A 23,083-nucleotide genomic window follows, 5' to 3' on the forward strand; every position below is an offset into this window, starting at 1 on the left:
GGGAGCATCACTAATGCGACGGAAGTCGCGATAGCTCTGGAGGGGTGCGGGTGGAACTGTTCGAGGTGTCCGAGGCGGGCGCGGGGCCGTACGGGGTGGCCGTGGGGCCCGACGGCGGTGTGTGGTTCACCCTCATCCACGCCGGGGAGATCGGGCGGCTGGCAGCGGACGGGACGGTCGAGCGCTTCGGCCTCCGGTCGACCAGGTGCGGACCGTCGGTGATCACCGCCGGGCCGGACGGGGCGCTCTGGTTCGCCGAGATGAACTCCGGTCGGATCGGGCGGATCACGGTGGACGGCGAGGCGTCCTCGTACGCGCTGTCGGCGGTGGACTGCGGGCCGTGCGGGATCACCGCCGGGCCGGACGGCGCGCTCTGGTTCACCGAGGTGAACGCCGGCCGGGTCGGGCGGATCACCGTGGACGGGGAGGTGACGGAGTACCCGATCCCGCTGGCCGGGGCCTTCCCGGGGCACATCACCGCCGGGCCGGACGGGGCGCTCTGGTTCGCGCTCAACCAGGCGGACGCGATCGCGCGGATCAGCCTCCAGGGCGAGGTGACCGTCCACCGCCTGCCCACCGGGGGCACTGCGCCGGTCGGGATCACCGCCGGGGCGGACGGGGCGCTCTGGTACGTCGGCATCGGCGGCGGGCTGGTCGGGCGGATCACCGTGGACGGCGAGGTGACGGAGTACCCGCTGGCCGACCGGGCGGCCAGGCCGCACGCGATCACGGCGGGGCCGGACGGCCGGCTCTGGTTCACCGAGTGGGGCGCCGGCCGGATCGGGGTGCTCACCCCGGACGGGCGGCTCGACGGCCACCCGCTCCCGGGCGAGGGCGCCGAGCCGCACGGCATCGCCGTCACTCCGGACGGCAGCGTGTACGTGGCGCTGGAGCGTGGGCAGATCGCCCGGCTGAGGGGCTGAGGGGCTGAGGGGCTGAGGGGCTGACGGGTCGCGCTCGGCGCGGTCGCGATCCTGCTGTCGGGCGGGGAAGTGAGCGGGCGCAATGGGGCCGTTCGGCCCTGGGGCCCGGCCGTCCGGTGGGCGATGATGCCCTGGGGCCCCGCCGGGAGTGCGCGGGGGTGACGAAGGTGGAGCCGCACGATGGCGACCAAGACGGAGGGTGCCGGGGCCCCGGCACCGGTCCGGGTCTTCCTGCTGGACGACCACGAGGTGGTCCGCCGCGGGGTGCACGACCTGCTGGACGGCGAACCGGACCTGGAGGTGGTCGGCGAGGCGGCGACCGCCGAGCAGGCGCTCGTCCGGGTGCCCGCGCTGCGGCCCGACGTCGCCGTGCTGGACGTCCGGCTGGGCGACGGCGACGGCGTCACCGTCTGCCGTGAACTGCGCTCGCAGATGCCCGGGTTGGCCTGCCTGATGCTCACCTCCTTCGACGACGAGGAGGCGCTGCTGGACGCCGTGATGGCGGGCGCCGCCGGGTACGTGCTCAAGCAGATCAGCGGCACCGACCTGGTCGCCGCCGTCCGCACCGTCGCCTCCGGCCGCTCCATGCTCGATCCTGCCGCGGCCACCCGCCTGCTCGACCGGCTGCGCAGCGACGCCGAACCCGCCCGGCCGGTCACCACCGGGCCCGCACTGACCACGCGCGAGCAGGAGGTGCTGGCCCTGATCGGCGAGGGCCTGACCAACCGGCAGATCGGCGAGCGCCTCTACCTCGCCGAGAAGACGGTGAAGAACCACGTGTCGCGGCTGCTCGCCAAGCTCGGCGTCGAGCGGCGGGTCCAGGCCGCCCTGATCGCCACCGAGCTGCGCCGGGCGTCAGGGCGTGTCTGACCTGCGGCCGACTCGGGCTGACCAGGACACCGGCCGTCCTCACGCTCGACGCCAGGGGCGGTCGGTGGTCCGGCCGTACGGTGTCGTGGCGCGGCGGAGTTCCCCGCGTACGGTGGCCGCTCAGGAGCCGACCGGGGCCTCCCAGGTCAGCCGGGTGCCGCCGCCGTCGGCCGGGGTCACGGTGAAGGCGCCGCCGACCTGGTCGGCGCGTTCGGCGAGGTTGCGTAGCCCGCTGCGGCGCCCGCTCTCGGGCACGCCCACGCCGTCGTCCGTGACGGTCAGCGCCACCCGCCCGGCTAGGGCGCGCAGCGTCACCTCGACCCGGGAGGCGCGGGCGTGCCGGGCGGCGTTGCTGAGGGCTTCGGCCAGGACGGCCACCACGTGCGCGGCGAGTTCCTGCGGCACGTCGGTGTCCAGCAGGCCCTCCATGCTCAGCCGGGGTGCGAAGCCGAGCAGGCCCTGCGCCTCGGTGACGGCCCGGGTGGCGCGGGCGCGCAGGCCGAAGATGGTCGAGCGGATGATCTTGATGGTCTCGTCCAGGTCCGCGACCGCCCGGGCCACCCGGTCCGCGGCGGCCGGGCTCTCGATCAGCCGACCCGCGCTCTGCAGCGTCATGCCGGTCGCGAACAGCCGCTGGATCGCCAGGTCGTGCAGATCGCGGGCGATCCGGTCGCGGTCCTCCAGCAGGGTCAACTGCTCGGCATCACGCCGCCGTTCGGCCAATTCCAGGGCGAGCGCGGCCTGGTCGGCGAAGCCCAGCAGCGGGCCGGTCTCCTCCGGGCCGAAGGCCGGCTGCCCCTGCGCCCGGGCCAGCAGCAGGACGCCCCGCCCGTACCCGGTGCCGGTCCCCAGCGGCACGGCCACCGCCGCGCCCAGCCCGTCGAAGCGGCCCGCCGGGCCGGCCGGGAACCGGGCGTCGCAGGCCAGCTCCTCGCTGGTGACCGGCGAACCGGAGGCGTACGCCGCGCCGGACAGCGTGCCGTCCACCGGCACCGTCACCCCCAGCCGCGCGGACGGGGTGCCGCCCAGCGCGACCTCGACGGCCAGCTCCTCGGCCCGCTCCTCCGGGCCGGCCAGCGCCACCGACACGTCCGCCAGCTCGGCGCCCGCGATCTCCCGGGCCCGCCGGGCGATCAGCTCCACCACCTCCAGGCGCGGCGCGCCCGACAGCAGACTGCGGGTGATCTCGGTGCTCGCCCGCAGCCAGCGCTGGCGCAGCTGCGCCTCCTCGTACAGCCGGGCGTTGTCGATCGCCACCCCGGCCGCGACCGCCAGGGTGGCGATCACCGCCTCGTCGTCCTCGTCGAAGTCCAGCCCGCCGCGCTTGTCGGTCAGGTAGAGGTTGCCGAACACCTCGCCGTGCACCCGCACCGGCACCCCCAGGAAGGTGTGCATCGGCGGGTGGTTCGGCGGGAAGCCCGCCGAGGCCGGGTGGTCCGACAACACTGGGCAGCGCAGCGGCTTCGGCTCACGGATCAGTTCGCCCAGGATGCCCCGGCCGGCGGGCGGCGGCCCGATCCCGGCGATCTCCTCGGCGGACAGACCCACCGTCAGGAACTGCGACAGCGAATGCCCGTCCGGCCCGATCACCCCCAGCGCGCCGTAACGGGCGTCCACCAGGTCGACCGCCGCCTCGACGATCCGGTGCAGCGCCTGGGCGAGGTCCAGCTCGCGGCCGACCGCGAGCACCGCCTCCAGCAGGTGGTGCACCCGGTTCTGCGTGCCGCGCGCCGCGTCGATCCGCCACTGGAGCTCCTCCAACAGCTCGTCCAGGCGCAGCCGGGGCATCCGCGCGCCGCCGCCCGCCGCGCTGCCGTCCGCTCCGCCCACCGCTGTCCTCCTCGTGACCTGCCCGACCGGCCTGCCCCGACCGGACCCGACCGCCGGCGCGGTCCGGCCAAGGAGCCGTCCGACCAGCGGGATCGCCCTGTGAACGGTAGTGCCCACGTGTCGGCCGGGTGCACGGCGGGGTCGGCCGTAGGCTCCCCCGACGGGCCTTTCGTCCCGTGGCCGAGGGCCCTGCGGCCCCTGTCGCCGGGCCGGTCGGGACTGCCAGGGTGGGGGAGGAGCGGACGGGGCGTCAGTGCGTCCCGCCGCCGAACAGCCGAAAAGCCGAACTGCCTGACTGCCGGACCGTGGAGGAACGCGATGAGCGAGCGGAGCGAGCTGAGGTCGACCGTGCTGGCCGGAGTGGACGGATCACCGCAGAGCACCGCCGCCGCCCGGTGGGCGGCAGCGGAGGCGGTGCGCCGTGGCGCGTCGCTGCGCCTGGTGCACGCGTGGCCGTGGCTGACCGACGGCGTGTCCTCCTACGCGGAGCCGGACGACCTGCCCGAGGCCGCCCAACGGACCCTGGCCGAGGCGGCCGAGGCCGTCCGCGCGCGCCACCCCGAGCTGGCCGTGCAGACCGACGCGGTGCTCGACTCCCCGATCGACGGCCTGGTGGCCGCCGCCGCGGACGCCGAGCTGCTGGTGCTCGGCTCGCGCGGGCGGGGCGGCTTCACCGGGCTGCTGCTCGGCTCGGTCAGCATGTCCGTGGCCGGGCGCAGCGGCGTGCCGGTGATCGTGGTCCGGGAGGCCGTCGAAGCGGCGGACGGCGCGGGCGGTGCGGGCGAGGTGGTGGTCGGGGTCGACGCCCACGCCCCGGAGGAGGAGGTGCTGGCCTTCGCCTTCCGTGAGGCCGCGCTGCGCGGTGCCCGGGTGCGGGCGGTGCACGGCTGGGAGCTGCCGCCGCTGTTCGGCTACGCGGGCGGCGCCGTCCCGGCGGCCGAGGTCGAGCAGTCGGAGGCCCTGGAGGCGAAGCTGCTCTCGCTCGCCCTGGCCGGGCCGCGCGAGCGGCACCCGCAGGTCGCGGTGGTGGAGGACGTCCGGCTGGGCGCGGCCCGCGCGCTGGTCGAGGCCTCGGCGGGGGCCTCACTGGTCGTGGTCGGCCGGCGCCACCGCTCGCTCGACCTCGGCCCCCGCCTCGGCCGGGTCGCGCACGCCGTGCTGCACCACGCCGAGGCGCCGGTCGCCGTCGTCCCGCACCCGTGAGGTGACCAACGGTCCTGCGCCCCCCGGCATGCGGCCCTGCCGCCCGCCGGGCGCGGCACGCATCCTCGGAAGCGGTCAGGACCCCGACCCCACCCGATCCCTGTCATGCCGACCCGCCACGTCGGTGCACCACGGGATACTCGACGTCATGGTGAAGCGCGTAGCAGTCCTCTCCGACATCCACGGTGTGCTGCCGGCCGTCGAGGCGGTCCTCGCGGAACCCGATGTCCGAGCTGCGGACCTCATCGTCCTCACGGGCGACATCGCGTGCGGACCGCAGCCCGCCGCGGTGTTGGACCTGCTGACAGGCCTCGGCGACCGGGCGGTCTGGATCCGGGGCAACGCCGACCGTGAACTGGTCGAGTACCGGCAGGGGTTGCGGGACTCCATCCCCGATCCGATCGGCCCCTCGGCCGCACGCGGCCTGCGCGAGGACCAGGTCGACCTCCTCGAACGGCTGCCGACCTCGGTCACCCTCCCGGTCGAGGGGCTCGGCACGGTGCTGTTCTGCCACGCCACCCCGCGCGACGACGAGGAGGTCCTCCTGGTCGACAGTCCCCCCGAACGGTGGGCGCAGGCGTTCGCCGGCGTCGACCCCGACGTCACCACGGTGGTCTGCGGGCACACGCACATGCCCTTCACCCGCCTCGCGGCCGGCCGTCTCGTCGTGAACCCCGGCAGCATCGGCATGCCGTACGGCAGACCGGGCGCCCACTGGGCCCTGCTCGGCCCGGACGTCCAGCTGCGCCGCACCCTCCTGGACGTCCCCGCCGCCACGGCCCGCATCGCCGTGGACTCCTCCTTCGAGCAGGCGGCGGAGTGGGCCGACTACTGCCTGAACGCCCGGTGCACGGAGGGCGAGGCCCGCGAGATCCTTGGCCGGCTGACCGGGTGAGATCCCGCAGCCGTCGGATGCATCGAGCCGCCTGCGTGACCCGGCCGAGGGGCCGGGTCACGCCGTTCTGCGGGTCGGCCCCGCACGGGTTCAGCGCGGCCGGTCGGCCGGGGCCAACACCTGCGCCCTGAGCCGCAGTTGCGGGCTGTGGCGGAAGGTGAGGGTGAACTCCACCCACTGGCCGGCCCGCAGCGGCGGCGGGGCGGGGATCATCAGGTCCGCGTCCTCCGGGGACATCACCAGCTCGCCACGGCCCGGTACGGGCAGTGCGGCCACCGGCTCCCAGCTGCCCGCCGCGCCCTGGTGCAGGTGCCGCTTGGGGCTGATGTGCCCGCCGAACTCCCAGCTGGCGCCGGTCAGTTCGTCCGGTATGTCGCCGGGGTTGCGGACCGTGAAGAAGGCCGCGGTGGCCGAGGCCGCGCCCGCCGTCGGCAGCAGCACCCAGCCCGGCCCGGCCTCCACCGGGCGGGAGCGGCCGGCCCCGCCGAACGCCGTCCACCCGGTGAGCAGCACCAGCGCCAGCGCCGCCGCGCCGACCGGCGGGCCGACCACCTTCAGCCGTTCCAGCCCGCTCATCGCCGGACCCCCTTCCCGCGCACCGGGGATCCCCCGCGCCCCGGCTCCCAGGTGCGCAGCCGCAGGCTGTTGCCGACCACGAGCAGCGAACTGAGCGACATCGCCACCGCCGCCAGCATCGGGTTGAGCAGCCCGACCGCCGCCAGCGGGATCAGCACCAGGTTGTACCCGAAGGCCCACAGCAGGTTGGCCCGGATCGTCCCGAGGGTCTGCCGGGCCAGCCGCACGGCGTCCACCACCGCCTCGATGTCACCGCGCACCAGGGTCAGCCCGGCCGCGCCGATCGCCGCGTCGCTGCCCGAGGCCAGCGCCACCCCGAGGTCCGCCGAGGCGAGGGCGACCGCGTCGTTGACCCCGTCGCCGACCACCGCCACGGTCCGTCCGGCGGCCCGCAGTTCGGCCACCACCTCGGCCTTGCGCTCGGGCGAGGCCGAGGCGTGCACCTGCCCGATGCCGAGTTCGGCCGCCACCGCCCGGGCCGCGCCGGGGCCGTCCCCGGTCAGCAGCACGGTCTCCAGGCCCAGCCCGCGCAGCCGGTGCACCGCCCGCCAACTGCCCGAGCGCAGCGTGTCGCCGACCGCCAGCACGGCCGCCGCCCGCCCGTCCAGCTCGACCACGACGGCGGTACGGCCCGCCTCACCCGCCTGCGCCACCGCCCCGGCCAGCGCCGGGGGCAGCTCGGCCCCGTCCGGCCGGACCACCCGGACGGCCCGGCCCTCGACCGTCCCGGACACCCCGAACCCGGCGACCGCCGCGAAGCCGTCCACGGCCGACAGGGCCCCGCAGCGCTCCCGGGCCGCCACCGCGACCGCCCGGCCGATCGGGTGCTCGGAGCGGTGCTCGACCGCCCCGGCGAGCCGCAGCGCCTCGTCCGCCGCGAAGCCGTCGGCCGCCGTCACCGCCGCCAGTGCCATCCGACCGGTGGTCAGCGTGCCGGTCTTGTCCATCACCACGGTGTCCACCCGGCGCAGGCTCTCCAGCACCTCCGGGCCGCGCACCAGCACGCCCAGCTCGGCGCCCCGCCCGGTCGCGGCCAGCAGCGCCGTCGGCGTGGCCAGCCCGAGCGCGCACGGGCAGGCCACCACCAGCACCGCGACGGCGGCCGTGACCGCCGCCTGCGGGGCCGCGTCCGCGCCCAGCCAGAAGCCGAGCACGGCGGCCGCGACCGCGAGCACGCAGGGTACGAACACCCCGGCCACCGCGTCCGCGAGCCGCTGCGCCCGCGCCTTGCCGGCCTGGGCCTCCGCCACCAGGGCGGTGATCCGGGCCAGTTGGGTGTCCGCGCCGACGGCCGTGGCCCGGACCACCAGCGCGCCGCCGACGTTCACCGTGGCACCCGCCACGACGTCCCCGGGGCCGACCTCGACCGGCACGCTCTCCCCGGTCAGCAGACTCAGGTCGAGCGCCGAACCGCCCTCCACCACCACCCCGTCGGTGGCCACCCGTTCGCCCGGCCGCACCACGAACTCCTGCCCGGGCAGCAGCAGTTCGATCGACACCAGACGCTCCTCGCCGTCCGCCCCGCGCAGGCACACCTGCTTGGCGCCCAGCTCGGCCAGCGCCCGCAGCGCCGAACCGCTGCGCCGGCGCACCCGGCCCTCCAGCAGCCGCCCGGCGAGCACGAACAGCGGCACCCCGACGGCCGCCTCCAGGTACACGTGCGCCGCGCCGCCGCCGTCGGCCGTCAGCGAGAACGGCATCCGCATGCCCGGATCCCCGGCCCCGCCGAACACCAGCGCGTACGCCGACCAGCCGAAGGAGGCCACCACGCCCAGGCTGACCAGGGTGTCCATGGTCGCCGCCGCGTGCCGCAGGCCCTGCCATGCCCGGCGGTGGAAGGCAGCCGACCCCCAGGTCACCACCGGGACGGCCAGCGCGAAGCAGACCCACTGCCAGGCGGTGAACTGCAGGGCGGGCACCATGGACAGGAGCAGCACCGGCACGGCCGGCAGGGCGGTCACCAGCAGCCGCCACCGCTCGTCCGGCCCCTCCTCCTCGCCCGGACCGACCGGTGCCCCGGCGGCCACCGGCTCGGCGGTGTAGCCCGCCCGCTCGACCGCGGCCACGAGCTCGGCGACCGGCACCTCGCCCGGGTGCAGCACCCGGGCCCGGCCGGTGGCCAGGTTCACCCCGGCCGTCACCCCGTCGATCCGGGCCAGCCGCTTCTCGACCCGGCCCACGCACGCCGCGCAGGTCATCCCGCCGACCGCCAGATCGGTGGACACCAGGGCGCCGGCGTCGGCACCGGGCCCCGCGACCGCGCTCATCGCATCCCGCCCATGTCGTGCCCGCCCATCCCCGGCGACTCCGCGCCCCCGGTGCCCGGCCGCAGCCCGGGCGCCACCGGCCCCGCCTGCCGGCCCACCCCGTAGGCGACCACGAACACCACCACCAGCAGCAGGGCGAACCCCGCCAGCACACTCAACGGCCGGACTCCCGGCGACTTCGCTCTCACCCACCAGCAGTCGGACGGGCAGCGCGGTTGGTTCCCGTACGTTCCGACGTCCTTCTGAGGTCGGAGATCCCGCGGGCGGCGCCCCGTGCCGTCGGTTCGCCGTCCACGATCGCTTCGTGTGCTTTCTGTGTCGAAGAGCGGCACGGGGGCGGCAACACACGGACGCGTGAACAGACATGGGGGGACCATGCAGCGGACGAAGAAGCGCAGGATCGTCGCGACGGCGGCGCGGTGACGGCACGCGCCGGGATGGACGGCCGCGACGAGCCGCCGGCCGCGACGGGCGGTCGGTCCCGGTTCAGCGCCGGACGCTCCGCGGGCCCGTGACGGCGGCGCCCAACGCGCCGACCCGGCCGCGCAGTTCGCGGTCGGCGGTGACCACCAGGCAGGCCCGCTCCGGGTCGTCGGCGCGGGCGGCCCGGACCAGCTCCACGATCCGGTCGTCCCCGCTGCCGCTCGCCTCGACCACCCGCACCTCGGGCAGCCCGGCGACGCCCCGGGCCGCGCCCTCCACCACCAGGACCACCTCCAGCGGGCCCGGGTGGTCCGGCACGCCCCGGGCGGCGACGGCGACCAGCGCGTCCCGCAGCCGCTCGGCGGCGCCCCGCCGGTCCCGCCACCAGCCGTCCGGCACCGAGCCGACCACGTTCGCGCCGTCCACCACCAGCAGGGGCGGGACGGCCTCGTTCTCTCCCATGACCGCCAAGCGTGCCACCCCGGGCCGCCCCGAGCCGAACCGGCGACGGGCAGCCGCGTCCGTCGGCCTCAGCCTCAGCTGAGCGTGATGCGGATCCCGACGGTGCCGCGCTCGCCGCGCCGCAGCCGGCTGCCGAGCAGCGTCAGCACGCCCATCAGGCCGTACTTCTGGCGCAGCAGCGTGCGGTAGGCGGCGGTGCGCTCGGGGCCGAGGATCTCGGCCGTCGCCGGGTACTGCTCGCCGGTCGGGCGGCCCTTGACGTCGCACGGGCCGACCAGCACCTCGGCCCGGTTGCGGATCCGCTTGACCTTCCAGGAGTCCGTGACGGTCCAGATGCCGAGCGCCTCCCCGTCCCGGACCACCCATACCGGGGTCGGCACGGCGGTGCCGTCCTTCTTGTACGTGGTGACGAGCAGGTAGCTCCCGGAGGAGAGCCGGACGATCCGGGCGAGCCGGTCGGCGGCGGAGGGGTCGGGCGTGGTCATGGGCGGAATTCTAGGGGTCTCACGGTGGTACGGCCGTCACCGCAAACGGCCCGGGCAGCCGGATTCCACGGCGGCCGGCTCCGGTCAGCGGTGCTGACGGGTGCGTACGGAGCGGGTCGAGCGGGCCGAGTGGACCAGGGCGCGGGCGCGGCGGGCGAGGCGGCGGTGGCTGCGGCCGCCGACGCCGCTGGAGCCGCCCGCGGCGCGCACACCGCCACGCTGGGGGGCGGAGACGGTCACGGCGGGTGCGGCGGCGGCCCGGCGGCGGGCGCCGGCGTGGGCGGTGGCCCAGGCGGCGAGTGCGGTGGCCAGGACGGCGCCCGTCCAGAGGGCCGGGGCGAGGCCCGGGGTGTCACCACTGGCGACGGGCGGCCGGCCCCACGGGGGAAGCTGGGAGGCGGCCGCCGCCTCCGGGGCCGAAGAGGCCTTCGCGGAGGCCGAGGAGGACGCCGCGGCGGAGGCCGGCGGGGCGGTGTCCTCGACCAGCTGCCCGACCGGCTGGACCTTTCCGGCCGCCGCGAAGCCCCAGTCGAGCAGGCTGGCGGCCTCGTCGTAGACCTTGCCCTGCGCCTCGGGGTGCATCACCGTCACCAGCAGGGTGCGGCCGTCGCGTTCGGCGGCGCCGGTGAAGGTGGCGCCCGCGTTGGTGGTGTAGCCGTTCTTGACGCCGATCAGGCCCGGGTACTTGCCGAGCAGCCGGTCGGTGTTGGCGATGTCGAAGCTGGTGCGCTGACCGGTGAGCTGGTCCAGCCCGCCGGGGAAGCGCGCGGTGCGGGTGGCGCAGTAGGAGCGGAAGTCGGCGTTGCGCAGCCCGGCGCGGGCGAACAGCGTGAGGTCGTAGGCGGAGGAGACCTGGCCGTCCATGTCGTAGCCGTCGGGGGAGACGACCTTGGTGTCCTTGGCCTGCAAGGTGCCGGCGCGGGCCTGCATCTCGGCGACGGTCCGGGCGATGCCGCCGTTCATGTGGGCGAGGACGTGGACGGCGTCGTTGCCGGAGCTGAGGAAGACGCCCCGCCACAGGTCCTCGACCCGGTACGGCAGGTTCTCCTTGACGCCGACCAGGCTGCTGCCCGCGCCGAGGTTGGCGAGCTCGGCCGGGGTGACCTGGTGCTCCAGCGAGCGGTCGAACTTGGGCATGACGGTGTCCGCGAACAGCATCTTCAGGGTGCTGGCCGGGGGCAGTTGCAGATGGGCGTTGCGGGCGGCGAGCACCTCGCCGGTGGTGGCGTCGGCGACCAGCCAGGAGCGGCCGGACAGTGCGGAGGGCAGGGCGGGGGCCCCGGGCAGGGGCGCGACCTGGACGTCCGGGCGGGCCAGCCGCTCCCCGCCGACCGGGCCGGCGGCGTCCTGTTCGAGGGCCGCGAGGGCGATCGGGGTGCCGACGGCGAGCACCAGCGCCGTGGCGGCGGCGCCGGCCGCGGCCCTGGTGACGTACGGGGACTTCTGCTGCACGCGCTTGGGAGGCACACGGCGAACGTACCCGGGCGGCCGCCGGGCCGCCGTGCCTGCTACTCCGTCCGGTGCCGCGGGGGCCCGTCCTCGGGCACGACTTTGGTGGTGCCCGGTCGCGCCGAAAGTCGGATGTCCGGGCGGTGGCGGATTCCTAGGCTCGGGGGTATGAAGACGCTGCTCGGCTACCTCGGTTTCGTCCTGATCCTCGGCGGCGCCTCCGGCCTGCTCTCCGGTTGGCTCGGGGGCTTCCGGCTGTTCGGCTTCGTCCGTCTCCTGGTGCCGGACGGCCACGAGACCGTCGGGTACGCCACCCTGCTGGTGCTCGGCGTCCTGCTGGCGATCCCCGCCGCCCGGCGGGGCTGACGGCGGGGATCGACGGCGGGGATCGACGGAGTGGTGCGGCGGGGTGGTGCGGCGGGGTCAGAAGGTGAGGTTCCAGGCGTCGATCGTGCCGGTGTCGCCGGAGGCACCGTCCTTCACCCGGAGCTTCCAGGTGCCGTTGGCCGCGCTCGCGCCGGCGTTGACGGTGTAGGTCTTGGCGACGTTGTCGGTGCTGTCGTTGTTCGGAAAGTCCTCCAGGAGGTAGACCGTGCCGTCGGGGGCGACGAGGGAGAGGACCAGGTCACCGCGGTAGGTGTGCTTGATGTCCACGCCGACCTTGAGCGTCGCGGGCGCGTTGCCGGTGACGCCGGTGACGGTGATCGGGCTCTCCACCGTGGTGTTGTCGGGGATCGCCACGTCCGTGAGGTTCTCGAAGTACTTCCCGGTGGGCGGGGTGGCGCCGCCGACCGCCTTCAGCGCGTCGACCTGGCCCTCGCCGAAGAAGGAGTTGACGGCGGTGGTGCCGGTGCAGCGGCTGTCCGAGGCGGGGCAGGCCAGGTCGTTGGCCTGGGCCGCCAGGCGGGCCCGGATGTCGGCCGGGGTGAGCGTCGGGTCGGTGCTCGCGATCAGCGCGGCCACCCCGGTGACGTGCGGGGAGGCCATCGAAGTGCCGCTCTTGGTCCCGTACTTGCCGCCGGGCAGGGTCGAGTAGACGCCGGTCGCGCCGTCGCCGCCGGGCGCCGCGACGTCGATGACGCCCCGGCCGAAGTTGGAGTAGGAGGCCTTGCCGCTGCCGCTGCCCGTGGCGGCGACGGTCACCACGCCGGGCAGTTCGGTGGGGATGTCGAGGCAGGCGTTGCCGATGGTCCGGGTGACCTTGGTGGAGTCGTCCGGGCTCTCGGTGTCGGTGGTCTTGTTCGCCAGGTCGTAGTCGGCGTTGCCGGCCGCGGCGACCTGCAGCGAGCCCTTGCCCTCGGCGTACTCCTGGGCGCGCTTGACGCCCTCGATGATGGCCGCCTGGTCGAGGTCGTCCGGGCAGTTGAACTGCCAGGGGTCGGTGTAGTAGCTGTTGTTGGTGACCTTGAAGCCGTGGTCGCCGGCCCAGACGAAGCCGCAGACCGTGTTCTCGGGGTAGAAGAGGGTGCTGGTCGGCTCGGCGATCCGGACCGAGGCGATCTTCACGCCCGGCGCGACGCCGATGACGCCCTTGCCGTTCTTCGCGGCCGCTATGGTGCCGGCGACGTGGGTGCCGTGGGTGTCCACGTCGCGCCAGGCGCCGCTGCGGGTGTCGGGCTTGCCGTACGCGCAGGAGACCGAGTCGGCGGCGTCGAAGTTCGGCGCGAGGTCCTGGTGCTGGTCGTCCACGCCGGTGTCGAGCACGCCGACCTTGACGGACGGGGAGCCGGTGGTCACGTTCCAGGCCTGGTCGGCCTTGATCTGGGTCATGTCCCAGCGGTTGGACTCGGTGAGCGTGGTGGCCGCCTGCGCGGGATTGGCCGGCAGGGCCGGGCTGTAGGCGTCGGCCGGCACGTCGGAGGTGCGGGTCGCTCCCACCTGCTGGATGCCGGCGACGGTCCGCAGCGCGGCGGCGAACCCGGTGGCGGTCGAGTGGGCGACGACGACACCGATCGCGTCGTAACTGGCGAAGACCGTACCGCCCTTCGCGGCCACGGCGGCCTTGGCGGCGGCGACGTCGGCGGGGGCGCTGATCACCAGGTAGGCCCGGGTGCCGGCCGTCCACCCGGCCGCGCTGCCCGCGGCCGGAGCGGCAGCGGCAGCCGCCGGGGCGGCGGGCGCCGAGACGCCGCCGGGGACGGTGGGGGTGGTGGTCGTGGGAGCGGCGGTCGCCGACGCCGTGGGGATGGCGAGCGCCATGGCCGAGAGCACGGCGAGCGCCGCGGCCGGGCGGCCGAGCCGCCGGGATATCAGGGGTGACACGTGTCCTCCGATTCGGTCCGTGCGAGAGGGGGAGCGCGGGGATCGCACGGGAATTGAAGGAAACATGCCAGATAGACCGGGGCTTGGGGAAGGCTTTACGCCTGACGACTTTTCACGCAAGCGTTACAGTTTCGTTTCCGCGCGCCCCGGCCCACTCTCGCGCTGCGCCGCCGGAAGGCCCGCCGGTCCGACTGACGCGCGTCAGGCTCAGCCGCCGGTCAGGCGGAGGCGGGCGGAGCGGCCGCCGTCGCCGCCACGCCGTCGAGCAGGACGGCGAGGCCGGTGCGGAACGCCTCCCGCCGGCCGGTCTCGGTGGCGCCGCCGGTGGCGCCCTGCAGGCCGGTGAGCAGCGGGAAGCGCGACGCGAAGTCCGGTGCCAGCTCGGCCAGTCGGGTGGATCGGGCGATCCACCAGTCCTCGTCGGAGACGCCGGTGGCGGCGGCCGCGGCGCTGGTCTCGGCGGCGGTGGCGGCCAGGCCGCGGACGAACTGCCAGAGCGCGGTGACCGCGCCGCGCAGCCGCTGCGGGTCCAGCCCGGCGGGCTGCAGGGCGCGCAACAGGGTCTCCATCGCGGCGAGTTCGGCCGGGCCGAGGACGGGGCGGGCCTGCGAGATCCGGAGCACCCAGGGGTGGCGCAGGTAGCAGGCGTACAGGGCCTCGGCCCAGGCGGTGACGGCCGCCCGCCACTCCTCGGGCGCGACCGGTCCGGCGGGCGGTTCCGTGGGCGGTCCGACGGGCGGTCCGACGGGCGATTCGACGGGTGGTTCGGCGAGTTCGGCGAGGGCGCGGTCGTGCATCAGGTCGAGCAGCTCGGCCTTGCCCGGGACGTACGTGTAGAGCGCCATGGCGGTGCGGCCGAGTCGTTCGCCCACGGCCCGCATCGACAGCGCGTCCATGCCCTCGCTGTCGGCCACCGCGATTCCGGCGGAGACGATCGCGTCCACACTCAGGCCCGGTTTGGGGCCACTGCGCCCGGTGCGCGGTTCCTCGGGTGCGCCCCACAGCAGGGCGAGCGAGCGGCGGGCGTCGCCCTGTCCGGCGTAGACGGTCATCCCGGCATCTCCTTATGGCGTAAAGTATCGCCCCCACGGCAACTCTTTATGCCGTAAGGTTACCAATCGAAGGGGTTTCGCGATGACACTGCCCGTCACCTTCGTCGAGGTCGTGGAGACGCGCCGGATCACTCCGCGCACCGCCCGGATCACCTTCGCGGCCGAGGCACTGGCCGACACCGTCGGCAGCGCGCCCGACCAGCAGCTCAAGCTCTGCTTCCCGCGCCCCGGGCAGGCCGAGCCGGTGCTGCCCGCGGTGCAGGACGACCCGATGGGCTGGTACCGGGCCTACCTGGCGATCCCCGAAGCCGAGCGGCCCCTGATGCGCAGCTTCACCCTGCGCCGCCGGCGCCCCGGCACCCGGCTGGTCGAGATCGATTTCGTGCTGCACGGCGACACCGGGCCGGCCGCCACCTGGGCGCTGCGCGCCGCACCGGGGGACCGGCTCGGGATGGTCGGCCCCTCGGCGCTGTACGCCCCGCCCGTCCCGTTCGCCGAGGCCGCCGCGGCGGCCGACTGGGTGCTGCTGGCCGGGGACGAGACGGCGCTGCCCGCGCTCGCCACGCTGGTCGGGGCGCTGCCCGCCGGGGTGCGGGCGCTCGCGTACGTCGAGGTCGCGGACGAGGCGGAGCGGCAGCCGCTGGAGAGCCGCGCCGAGCTCGCCGTGCACTGGCTGCACCGGGACGGCGCCGCCCCCGGGGCGGCGCTGGTCGGGGCGGTGCGGGCCGCCGAGCTGCCGGCCGGCACGCCGTTCGCCTGGCTGGCCGGGGAGGCCGGCGCGGTCCGGGCGCTGCGCCGCCACCTGGTCGAGGAGCGTGGGGTGCCGAAGCCTTCCGTCGACTTCACCGGGTACTGGCGTCACCGGCTGACCCAGGACGATGCGCCGACCGCCGAGGACCTGGCGGACGCTCAGGAGCGGGTGGCCGGGTACTGAACCCGGCGCGGGGCCTCGTTTCCCGTGCGGGCCCCGTTTCTGGCGCGGGACCTCGTTTCCGACGGCGACGACGAGGGAAGGGAATGTCGTGGTGTCGACAAAGCGGCCGACCGGTGGCGGGTTTTCGCCAGTGTCCGGAGTTCGCCACCGGAATCGCCGGCGCGGGGGCGGTCGGGGTGGCGCAGGGCCGATCGGCTGAAAGATGTGGATTCGGCCCGATTTCCGCCGTGAATTTTACTGAGTGATGGTCAACTTTACTTTCTGATGGGGATTTACCCCCTTGTCGTGATCGCGTTCAGGTGCGTTGGATTGCGTCAGCCATTCATCAGACGAAAGGATGTCCATGATCGGCTGGCGGAAAACCCAGCTAGCAGCTGCCGTCACGGTCACCGCCGCGTCCATGGTCCTGAGCTTCGGGACCGGCGCCAATGCAGCCCCGACCCCGGACCCGCAGAACGCCCAGGCGTCCGCGGACGGGACCCCGGTGCCGGTGATCGTGATCCTGAAGGACCAGATAGCGGACGCCCCGGCCGACCACGGCCACCTGGGCGCCCGCCAGCAGAAGACCGCCGACTCCCAGGCGCCGCTGCTGAACAAGGTCAAGGCCGGTGGCGGCACCAACATCAAGAGCTTCGTGGTCGGCAACGCCTTCTCGGCCACGGTCAGCCCCGCCCTGCGCGCCCAGCTGCAGGCCGACCCGGCCGTCTCCTCCGTGGTGGCCGACACCCAGGTCCAGGTCGCCCCGGCCTCCGCCGGCAAGGCCAAGACCGCCAAGGACGCCGCCGACACCGCGGCCGCCTCCGGCGCGAAGGCGCCCAAGGCCGCCACCGCGCAGGCCGTTACGGGCAGCAACGGCCAGGGCGCCGAGGAGAACGCGACCAACACGGTCTGCCCCTCCGACCCGAGCAAGCCCCTGCTGGAGCCGGAGGGCCTGTACTCGGTCCGGGCCTACACCGGCAACGGCAACCCCGGCGTGGAGAACCTGGCGACCGGCAAGGGCGTCAAGGTCGCCTACATCGCGGACGGCCTCGACCCCAACAACCCGGACTTCATCCGGGCCGACGGCTCGCACGCCGTGGTCGACTACAAGGACTTCGCAGGCGACGGCTGGGACGCGCCGACCGGCGCGGCCGAGGCCTTCGGCGACGCCTCGGCGGTCATCGCCCAGGGCCGCCAGACCTACGACGTCTCGAAGTTCGTCAACGCCTCGCACCCGCTCCCGGCCGGCTGCAACATCCGCATCCGCGGCCTCGCCCCGGACGCCGACCTGGTCGCCCTGAAGGCCGGCGGCGAGCTGATGTCCAACTCGTCGATCCTGCAGTCGATCGACTACGCGGTGCGGGTCGCCCACGTGGACGTCCTGAACGAGTCCTTCGGCGGCAACGTCACCCCGGACAGCGGCGCGCACGACACCATCTCGCTCTTCAACGAGCAGGCCGTCAAGGCCGGTGTCACCGTCGCCGTCTCCTCCGGCGACGCCGGCATCAGCGGCACCATCGGCACGCCGTCGACCGACCCGTACGTGATCTCGGTCGGCGCCTCCACCGACAACCAGAACTACCAGCAGACCGGTTACGCGGCCTCCCAGTTCTCCAACAAGGCCTGGAACAACAGCCGCATCTCCGCGCTGTCCTCGGGCGGCTTCACCCAAGCCGGCCGCACGGTCGACCTGGTCGCGCCGGGCGAGTCGGACTGGGCGCTGTGCACCCCCGACGTCACCAAGTACACCGAGTGCACCGGCTACAACGGCCAGCCCTCGGGGATCCAGTCCTTCGGCGGCACCAGCCAGGCCGCCCCGTTCGTCACCGGCGCCGCGGCCCTGGTCATCCAGGCCTACCGCGACACCCACGGCGGCGACTCGCCCACCCCGGCGTTGGTGAAGAAGTTCCTCACCGGCACCGCCAGCGACCTCGGCGTCCCGGCCGAGGAGCAGGGCGCCGGCCTGCTGAACGTCCGGGCCGCCGTCGAGGCCGCCCGCGGCTACGACGACGGCGACGGCACCGAGGGCGCCCGGACCGTCGTGGTCAACACCGGCCAGGTCGACATCGCCGGCGCCCCCGGCTCGACCCACACCACCGACGTCTCCGTCACCAACACCAGTGACGAGCCGCAGACGGTGAGCGCCGCGACCCGCAACTTCGCCCCGCAGTCCAGCAACCAGCAGACCGTCCAGCTGGACGCGTCCTCGAAGGACACCTTCAAGTACGCCACCAACGGCACGGACTGGGTGCAGAAGCAGGTCAAGTTCACGGTGCCGGCCGGCGCCGACCGCCTGGCGGCCTCGATCGCCTGGCACGGTGCGCCCAACCCGGTCACCAACGGCCCGGTGGTCCGCATGACGCTGCTCGACCCGTCGGGCCGCTTCGAGACCAACACCCGTCCGCAGGGCGGCGCCACCCCGGCCGACTTCGGCCTGGTCGACGTCCCGCACCCGGTGGCCGGCGAGTGGACCGCGGTCCTCTACACCCCGGCGGGCAAGGGCTTCACCGGCCCGGTCCAGCTGGGCACCGCCACCCAGCGCGCGGTGCCGGCGGGCGCCGTCAGCCCGAGCAGCACCGAGCTGCAGCCCGGTCAGACCAAGACCCTCAAGGTCCAGCTGACCACCCCGGCGACCAGCGGTGACTCCAGCGAGGCGATCGTCGTCTCCAGCTCGAACGGCAACACCACCAGCGTCCCGGTCGTGCTGCGCAGCCTCGTCCCGGTCACCCAGGACAAGGGCACCTTCACCGGCACCATCACCGGTGGCAACGGCCGCAGCGCCTCGCCGACGCAGAGCTTCACCTACGGCTTCGACGTCCCGAAGGGCCAGAAGGACCTGCGGGTCGGCGTCACCGTCGGCAAGGACTCCAACCTGCTCATGCAGGGCGCGCTGATCAGCCCGAACGGCACCCCGATCGACATCGAGGGCAACGGCCTGTTCGACGCCCAGGGCAACCTGACCGGCTCCGCGGCCGGCGTCTCCGCCACCACCGTCAACCCGGCCGCCGGCCGCTGGCGGTTCGTCCTGAACGTGCTCGGCCCGGTCAGCGGCCAGCAGCTCGCCCAGGACTTCACCGGCACCGTCGCGTTCAACCAGAACCAGGCCACCGCGGCCGGCCTGCCGAACGACGCGCACACCAAGCTGGCGGCCGGCAAGCCGGTCACCGTCCAGGTGAACTACACCAACAACACCGTCGCCACCCAGAAGATCGCGGCCGACGGCCGCCTCGACCGCCGGGTGGACGTGCCGCTGGTGCCGCAGGGCACCTCGGCCACGCTCAACCTGCCGCTGAGCCTCAGCTCCTCGGTGCCGGGCTTCCTGGTGCCGCCGGGCACCGACCAGCTCAAGGCCGTCGCGGCGTCCTCGACGCCGGCCCAGATCGAGATCAGCGGCACCACCGGCTCGCCGGACCTGTTCGGTGACCTGAAGAAGGCCCAGAACGGCTCCGCCGTCTCGGTGGTGACCGACAACGGCACCGCCGAGCAGCCGATCGTCCCGGGCAACTGGAGCACCTTCGTCCAGCAGATCGGCCCGTTCGGCAACGGCGGCGCCCCGACCGGCACCACCACCATCACGGCGACCGCCCACACCCAGGCCTTCGACCCGGCGCTGGCCTCCAGCACCGGTGACCCGTACGCCGCCTCGGTGAACGCCTCGGCCCAGGCCGCCAACCCGGTGACCGTCGCCCCCGGCGCCACCGGCTCGCTGCAGGTCACGCTGACCCCGACCGGCCCGAAGGGCAGCACGGTCAAGGGCGTGCTGTACCTGGTGTCCGGCCCGACCGGGGTGGCCACCGCCAACAACGTCCTGGGCACCACCGGTTCGGTGCTCGCGGCGATCCCGTACAGCTACACGGTGAACTGACGACCCGTCAGTACGCTGTGAGGCCGAGGCCGTCCCGGATTCCCGGGGCGGCCTCGGCTGCTTCACGGGCCGGACGGGCCGGACGGCCCGCGCGCCCCGGGGTTCCGGGGCCGGTCGGCTGGGCACGTACGGATACGGACGTGTGTTCCTTGCCGATGTTCCTTACCGAATGGGGAGTTCCGTGGCGTACGAGGCGATCAAGCACAGCGAGATCGAGGTGAACGGGGTGCGGCTGCACCTCGCCGAGCAGGGGGAGGGGCCGCTGGTCCTGCTGCTGCACGGCTTCCCGGAGAGCTGGTACTCCTGGCGGCACCAGTTCGCGCCGCTGGCCGCGGCCGGGTACCGGGTGGTGGCGCCCGACCAGCGCGGCTACGCCCGCAGCGAGCAGCCCGAGAATGTGGACGCGTACAGCCTGCTGCACCTGGTCGGCGACGTGACCGCGCTGATCCGCGCGCTGGGCGAGGAGCAGGCGGTCGTGATCGGCCACGACTGGGGCGCCCCGGTCGCCTGGGCCACCGCCGCGCTGCGCCCCGACCTGGTGCGCGGCGTCGCCGGGCTGAGCGTGCCGCCGCTGCCGGTCGGCGGGCCGCCGCCGCTGCAGGCCGCCCGGGCGGCCTTCGGCGAGGGCTTCTACCAGATCTACTTCCAGGAGCCCGGCCGCGCGGATGCCGAGCTGGCCGCCGACGTGAAGTCCAGCCTGCGCCGGATCCTGTCCGGCAAGCAGCCGGACGGTGTGCCGCGGCCGTGGATCGTCCCCGCGGGCGGGAAGCTGCTGGACACCATCCCGGAGCCGGAGCGGCTGCCGGACTGGCTCACCGACGCCGACCTCGACGCCTTCACGGCCGAGTACGACAGGCACGGCGAGCGCGCCTTCACCGGTGGGCTGAACTGGTACCGCAACCTCGACCGCAACGCCGAACTGCTGGCCGCCTTCACCGGGTTGACGGTCGAGGTGCCGGCGCTGTTCATCGTGGGCGAGCAGGACCTGGTGAACGCGATCGTGCCGCCCGAGGTGCTGACCCACCTGCTGGGCCGGCTGCCGAAGCTGCGCGGGCACGTCCGGCTGCCGGACACCGGGCACTGGACGCAGCAGGAGCGGCCGGCCGAGGTCAACGAGGCGTTGCTGGGCTTCCTGAAGTCGCTGGACTGACAGCCGGGTTCCTCGGGCGGCCGGCGCTCCGGCCGCCCGGGGGCTACACCGGCAGGAGGCGGGTGATCAGCTCGCCGAGGCGGTGGGCGTTGCGGCAGGGGTGCATCTCGACGACGCCGGCGTAGGCGAGGGCGGCGGAGTCGCCGGTGGGCCAGAGCGCGGGCTGTTCGGGGTTGAGCCAGAAGACCCGGCGGGCCCGGACGTCGATCCGGCGCAGGGCGTCCAGGTTGGGGTCGCGGTGGTTGGTGCGGGCGTCGCCGAGGATCAGGACACAGGTGCGGGGGCCGACGGCGTCCAGGTGGTGGTCGGCGAAGTCGCCCAGGGCGGAGCCGTAGTCGCTGTTGCCGTGGTAGCCCATGACCTTGGCCTCGCTGAGGATCCGGGCGGCCAGGCGGGCGGGGTCGTCGCCGTGGCGGAGCAGGTCGGTGACCTCGGCGGTGCGGTTGACGAAGGCGAACACCCGGACCTTGCTGAACTGTTCGCTCATCGCCTGGACCAGCAGCATGGTGAAGTCGGCGAAGCCCGCCACCGAGCCGGAGACGTCGCACAGCAGCACCAGCTCCGGCCTGGCGGGGCGGCGCAGCCGGTACGCCGGGCGCAGCGGGACCCCGCCGGTGGTGAGCGAGCGGCGCAGGGTGCGGCGCAGGTCGATCTGCCCGCGGGCGGCGCGGCGGCGACGGGCGGCCAGGCGGGTGGCGAGCTTGCGCGCCAGCGGGTGGACGGTGCGGCGCAGTTCGGCGAGCTGGTCGCGGCCGGCGTAGAGGAAGTCGATCCGGTCGGGGGTGGGGGCGACGGCGCGTTCGGCGATCCGCTCGGGGCCGCGCAGTTCGGCGACCCGGCGGCGGGCCTCGCCGGCGACGAGGGCGCGGAAGTCGCGGATGCGGCGGCGGATCTCGTCGGCGAGGACGCGGTCGGAGAGGTCGCGGTCGAAGAGGTCGCGCTCGGCGCCGTCCGCGGTGCCGGGACGTTCGCGCAGGGTGGCCAGGATCCGGGCGAGCAGGGTCTCCGGGGAGAGCCGGCCGAGCGCCTGCTGGGCGGACCAGCCGTCGGAGCCGGGCGTGCTGCCCGTGCCGTAGCGGCCGAAGGCCTCCACCACCTCGCCGGCCAGCCGGGCCTGGGCGGCGCGGTCGTCGGCGGCGAGGGCGGCGGCGAGGCGGTCGCGCAGGTCGTCGCGGAGCGGGTCCGGGCGGCCGAAGCGCGGTGGCTCGGGGTCGTCGGGGACCGGCGGCGGGTCGGCGCGGACGGCTTCGGGGGTGCCGACGCCGAGCGGGAAGAACAGGTCGAAGGTCGCGTCGAAGACGGTCCGCTGTCCGTCGGAGCGCAGCAGGGCGGCGGCCAGGCCGGCCCGCACCTGTTCGCGGTCGGTGAAGCCGAGGACGTCCAGGACGGCGGCGGCGTCCACCGTCTCGGCCGGGCCGATCCGCAGGCCGTGCCCGCGCAGGGCGCGGACCAGACCGGTGAGGCGGGCCGCGGTGTCGGCGCGGGCGCGGGTGTCGTTGGGGGCCGCGGTGTCGGCGGAGGCCCGGGCGGTCATGCGAGGGTCAGCCTGTGGGCGGCCTGGCGGACGTCGTCCTGGTGCTTGAGGATCACCCCGAGGGTGTCGCGGACGACCGCCTCGTCCAGGGTGTCGGCGCCGAGGGCCAGCAGGGTGCGTGCCCAGTCGATGGTCTCGGCGACGGACGGGGCCTTGCGCAGGTCCATCGCGCGCAGCGCGCCGACGATCCGGACCACCGACTCGGCGAGGGCGTCGTCCAGGCCGGGCACCTTGAGCCGGACGATCCGGCGCTCCAACTCGGCCTCCGGGTAGTCGAGATGGAGGAAGAGGCAGCGGCGGCGCAGGGCCTCGGAGAGTTCGCGGGTGGCGTTGGAGGTGAGCAGGACGAGGGGCCGGCGGGTCGCGGTGATGGTGCCGAGTTCTGGGACGGTGACCTGGAAGTCGCTGAGCACCTCCAGGAGCAGCGCCTCCACCTCCACGTCGGCCTTGTCCATCTCGTCGATGAGCAGCACCGTCGGCTCCTCGCCGCGGATGGCGGTGAGCAGCGGGCGGGTGAGCAGGAACTCCTCGCCGAAGATGTCGGTGCGGGCCTCCTCCCAGCCCTGGTCGCGGCCGGCGGTGATCCGCAGCAACTGCTTGGCGTGGTTCCACTCGTAGAGCGCGCGGGCCTCGTCGATGCCCTCGTAGCACTGGAGGCGGACCAGCCGGGCGCGGCCGATCTCGGCCAGGGCCTTGGCGAGTTCGGTCTTGCCGACGCCGGCGGGGCCCTCGACGAGCAGCGGCTTGCCGAGCCGGTCGGCGAGGAAGACGGTGGTGGCCACGGCGGTGGAGGCGAGGTAGCCGGTGGCGGCGAGCCGTTCGGCGGCGTCCGTGACCGAGGTGAAGAAGCCCGTGCCGTCGCCGTTCCCGTTGCTGCCGCTGGTCATCCGCCTGCCCCGTCTCCGCGTCGCCGTGTCCGTGCGG

General features: G+C 74.8%; 20 protein-coding genes. 8 read left to right on the plus strand and 12 right to left on the minus strand.

Going from position 1 to position 23,083, the window contains the following annotated elements:
• Nucleotides 1-50 precede the first annotated feature (50 nt).
• Together CRP52_RS30125 and CRP52_RS30130 are read left to right on the plus strand one after the other, a co-directional pair.
• Entirely contained in the window at nucleotides 51-923 is an 873-nt protein-coding gene (locus CRP52_RS30125) for a Vgb family protein (RefSeq protein ID WP_306458898.1), read from the plus strand.
• A 180-nt stretch (nucleotides 924-1,103) separates the two neighbouring features.
• On the plus strand, nucleotides 1,104-1,793 hold the full coding sequence (locus CRP52_RS30130; RefSeq protein ID WP_097239268.1) for a response regulator: 690 nt from the start codon (nucleotides 1,104-1,106) through the stop codon (nucleotides 1,791-1,793).
• Nucleotides 1,794-1,913: 120 nt separating this feature from the next.
• Here CRP52_RS30130 and CRP52_RS30135 read toward each other — a convergent pair whose 3' ends face one another.
• Complete coding sequence (locus tag CRP52_RS30135; RefSeq protein WP_097240452.1) at nucleotides 1,914-3,581, minus strand: sensor histidine kinase; 1,668 nt, start codon at nucleotides 3,579-3,581, stop codon at nucleotides 1,914-1,916.
• 360 nt (nucleotides 3,582-3,941) lie between these two features.
• Between CRP52_RS30135 and CRP52_RS30140 the strand changes: the two genes are divergently transcribed.
• Together CRP52_RS30140 and CRP52_RS30145 are read left to right on the plus strand one after the other, a co-directional pair.
• Nucleotides 3,942-4,826: a universal stress protein gene (locus CRP52_RS30140; protein WP_257032925.1), complete on the plus strand. Its 885-nt coding sequence runs from the start codon at nucleotides 3,942-3,944 to the stop codon at nucleotides 4,824-4,826.
• Between the two features lie 148 nt (nucleotides 4,827-4,974).
• Nucleotides 4,975-5,721, plus strand: coding sequence for a metallophosphoesterase family protein (locus CRP52_RS30145; RefSeq protein WP_097239269.1), 747 nt, complete (start codon nucleotides 4,975-4,977; stop codon nucleotides 5,719-5,721).
• A 90-nt stretch (nucleotides 5,722-5,811) separates the two neighbouring features.
• Here the strand turns inward: CRP52_RS30145 and CRP52_RS30150 are convergent, their stop codons facing one another.
• The 6 genes from CRP52_RS30150 to CRP52_RS30175 form a co-directional block, all read right to left on the minus strand.
• Nucleotides 5,812-6,297, minus strand: coding sequence for a copper chaperone PCu(A)C (locus CRP52_RS30150; RefSeq protein ID WP_097239270.1), 486 nt, complete (start codon nucleotides 6,295-6,297; stop codon nucleotides 5,812-5,814).
• On the minus strand, nucleotides 6,294-8,564 hold the full coding sequence (locus CRP52_RS30155; RefSeq protein ID WP_097239271.1) for a heavy metal translocating P-type ATPase: 2,271 nt from the start codon (nucleotides 8,562-8,564) through the stop codon (nucleotides 6,294-6,296). The genes CRP52_RS30150 and CRP52_RS30155 overlap by 4 nt, the downstream gene beginning before the upstream one ends.
• Nucleotides 8,561-8,722 (minus strand): hypothetical protein, encoded by a 162-nt coding sequence (locus tag CRP52_RS30160; protein WP_257033173.1) that lies wholly within the window; start codon nucleotides 8,720-8,722, stop codon nucleotides 8,561-8,563. Before CRP52_RS30160 ends, CRP52_RS30155 begins: the two co-directional genes overlap by 4 nt.
• Nucleotides 8,723-9,050: 328 nt before the next feature.
• Nucleotides 9,051-9,449, minus strand: a complete 399-nt coding sequence (locus CRP52_RS30165) for an NTP pyrophosphohydrolase (protein WP_097239273.1) — start codon at nucleotides 9,447-9,449, stop codon at nucleotides 9,051-9,053.
• Nucleotides 9,450-9,523: 74 nt separating this feature from the next.
• Nucleotides 9,524-9,934: a PPOX class F420-dependent oxidoreductase gene (locus tag CRP52_RS30170; RefSeq protein ID WP_097239274.1), complete on the minus strand. Its 411-nt coding sequence runs from the start codon at nucleotides 9,932-9,934 to the stop codon at nucleotides 9,524-9,526.
• An 84-nt stretch (nucleotides 9,935-10,018) separates the two neighbouring features.
• Complete coding sequence (locus CRP52_RS30175) at nucleotides 10,019-11,401, minus strand: D-alanyl-D-alanine carboxypeptidase family protein (RefSeq protein WP_373560536.1); 1,383 nt, start codon at nucleotides 11,399-11,401, stop codon at nucleotides 10,019-10,021.
• 150 nt (nucleotides 11,402-11,551) lie between these two features.
• Here CRP52_RS30175 and CRP52_RS30180 point away from each other — a divergent pair, with 150 nt between their 5' ends.
• Entirely contained in the window at nucleotides 11,552-11,749 is a 198-nt protein-coding gene (locus tag CRP52_RS30180) for a hypothetical protein (RefSeq protein ID WP_097239275.1), read from the plus strand.
• Nucleotides 11,750-11,806: 57 nt separating this feature from the next.
• Here CRP52_RS30180 and CRP52_RS30185 read toward each other — a convergent pair whose 3' ends face one another.
• Both CRP52_RS30185 and CRP52_RS30190 read right to left on the minus strand, forming a co-directional pair.
• Nucleotides 11,807-13,594 (minus strand): S8 family peptidase, encoded by a 1,788-nt coding sequence (locus CRP52_RS30185; RefSeq protein ID WP_441349067.1) that lies wholly within the window; start codon nucleotides 13,592-13,594, stop codon nucleotides 11,807-11,809.
• 269 nt (nucleotides 13,595-13,863) lie between these two features.
• The gene (locus CRP52_RS30190) at nucleotides 13,864-14,697 is read right to left on the minus strand and encodes a TetR/AcrR family transcriptional regulator (protein WP_097239276.1); all 834 of its coding nucleotides are present in this window, start codon (nucleotides 14,695-14,697) and stop codon (nucleotides 13,864-13,866) included.
• Nucleotides 14,698-14,779: 82 nt separating this feature from the next.
• Here CRP52_RS30190 and CRP52_RS30195 point away from each other — a divergent pair, with 82 nt between their 5' ends.
• On the plus strand, nucleotides 14,780-15,631 hold the full coding sequence (locus CRP52_RS30195) for a siderophore-interacting protein (protein WP_097239277.1): 852 nt from the start codon (nucleotides 14,780-14,782) through the stop codon (nucleotides 15,629-15,631).
• A gap of 234 nt (nucleotides 15,632-15,865) precedes the next feature.
• Here the strand turns inward: CRP52_RS30195 and CRP52_RS38580 are convergent, their stop codons facing one another.
• Nucleotides 15,866-16,033: a hypothetical protein gene (locus CRP52_RS38580; RefSeq protein ID WP_179852629.1), complete on the minus strand. Its 168-nt coding sequence runs from the start codon at nucleotides 16,031-16,033 to the stop codon at nucleotides 15,866-15,868.
• Here CRP52_RS38580 and CRP52_RS30200 point away from each other — a divergent pair.
• Both CRP52_RS30200 and CRP52_RS30205 read left to right on the plus strand, forming a co-directional pair.
• Nucleotides 16,032-19,475: a S8 family serine peptidase gene (locus CRP52_RS30200; RefSeq protein ID WP_257032927.1), complete on the plus strand. Its 3,444-nt coding sequence runs from the start codon at nucleotides 16,032-16,034 to the stop codon at nucleotides 19,473-19,475. The two genes, CRP52_RS38580 and CRP52_RS30200, sit on opposite strands and share 2 nt — an antisense overlap.
• Nucleotides 19,476-19,644: 169 nt before the next feature.
• The gene (locus CRP52_RS30205; protein ID WP_097239279.1) at nucleotides 19,645-20,625 is read left to right on the plus strand and encodes an alpha/beta fold hydrolase; all 981 of its coding nucleotides are present in this window, start codon (nucleotides 19,645-19,647) and stop codon (nucleotides 20,623-20,625) included.
• A gap of 43 nt (nucleotides 20,626-20,668) precedes the next feature.
• Here the strand turns inward: CRP52_RS30205 and CRP52_RS30210 are convergent, their stop codons facing one another.
• On the minus strand, nucleotides 20,669-22,159 hold the full coding sequence (locus CRP52_RS30210; RefSeq protein ID WP_097239280.1) for a vWA domain-containing protein: 1,491 nt from the start codon (nucleotides 22,157-22,159) through the stop codon (nucleotides 20,669-20,671).
• Nucleotides 22,156-23,046, minus strand: a complete 891-nt coding sequence (locus CRP52_RS30215) for an AAA family ATPase (RefSeq protein ID WP_097239281.1) — start codon at nucleotides 23,044-23,046, stop codon at nucleotides 22,156-22,158. Before CRP52_RS30215 ends, CRP52_RS30210 begins: the two co-directional genes overlap by 4 nt.
• Between the last annotated feature and the right edge of the window lie 37 nt (nucleotides 23,047-23,083).

Source organism: Streptomyces sp. 1331.2, assembly GCF_900199205.1.
GTDB lineage: Bacteria > Actinomycetota > Actinomycetes > Streptomycetales > Streptomycetaceae > Kitasatospora.

Excerpts from the sequence above, each read along its gene's own strand:
- CRP52_RS30130 (WP_097239268.1), top strand. The coding sequence starts at position 1,104 with ATGGCGACCAAGACGGAGGGTGCCGGGGCCCCGGCACCGGTCCGGGTC.
- CRP52_RS30135 (WP_097240452.1), bottom strand. The coding sequence starts at position 3,581 with ATGCCCCGGCTGCGCCTGGACGAGCTGTTGGAGGAGCTCCAGTGGCGG.
- CRP52_RS30140 (WP_257032925.1), top strand. The coding sequence starts at position 3,942 with ATGAGCGAGCGGAGCGAGCTGAGGTCGACCGTGCTGGCCGGAGTGGAC.
- CRP52_RS30145 (WP_097239269.1), top strand. The coding sequence starts at position 4,975 with ATGGTGAAGCGCGTAGCAGTCCTCTCCGACATCCACGGTGTGCTGCCG.
- CRP52_RS30150 (WP_097239270.1), bottom strand. The coding sequence starts at position 6,297 with ATGAGCGGGCTGGAACGGCTGAAGGTGGTCGGCCCGCCGGTCGGCGCG.
- CRP52_RS30155 (WP_097239271.1), bottom strand. The coding sequence starts at position 8,564 with ATGAGCGCGGTCGCGGGGCCCGGTGCCGACGCCGGCGCCCTGGTGTCC.
- CRP52_RS30165 (WP_097239273.1), bottom strand. The coding sequence starts at position 9,449 with ATGGGAGAGAACGAGGCCGTCCCGCCCCTGCTGGTGGTGGACGGCGCG.
- CRP52_RS30170 (WP_097239274.1), bottom strand. The coding sequence starts at position 9,934 with ATGACCACGCCCGACCCCTCCGCCGCCGACCGGCTCGCCCGGATCGTC.
- CRP52_RS30180 (WP_097239275.1), top strand. The coding sequence starts at position 11,552 with ATGAAGACGCTGCTCGGCTACCTCGGTTTCGTCCTGATCCTCGGCGGC.
- CRP52_RS30190 (WP_097239276.1), bottom strand. The coding sequence starts at position 14,697 with ATGACCGTCTACGCCGGACAGGGCGACGCCCGCCGCTCGCTCGCCCTG.
- CRP52_RS30195 (WP_097239277.1), top strand. The coding sequence starts at position 14,780 with ATGACACTGCCCGTCACCTTCGTCGAGGTCGTGGAGACGCGCCGGATC.
- CRP52_RS30200 (WP_257032927.1), top strand. The coding sequence starts at position 16,032 with ATGGTCCTGAGCTTCGGGACCGGCGCCAATGCAGCCCCGACCCCGGAC.
- CRP52_RS38580 (WP_179852629.1), bottom strand. The coding sequence starts at position 16,033 with ATGGACGCGGCGGTGACCGTGACGGCAGCTGCTAGCTGGGTTTTCCGC.
- CRP52_RS30205 (WP_097239279.1), top strand. The coding sequence starts at position 19,645 with ATGGGGAGTTCCGTGGCGTACGAGGCGATCAAGCACAGCGAGATCGAG.
- CRP52_RS30210 (WP_097239280.1), bottom strand. The coding sequence starts at position 22,159 with ATGACCGCCCGGGCCTCCGCCGACACCGCGGCCCCCAACGACACCCGC.
- CRP52_RS30215 (WP_097239281.1), bottom strand. The coding sequence starts at position 23,046 with ATGACCAGCGGCAGCAACGGGAACGGCGACGGCACGGGCTTCTTCACC.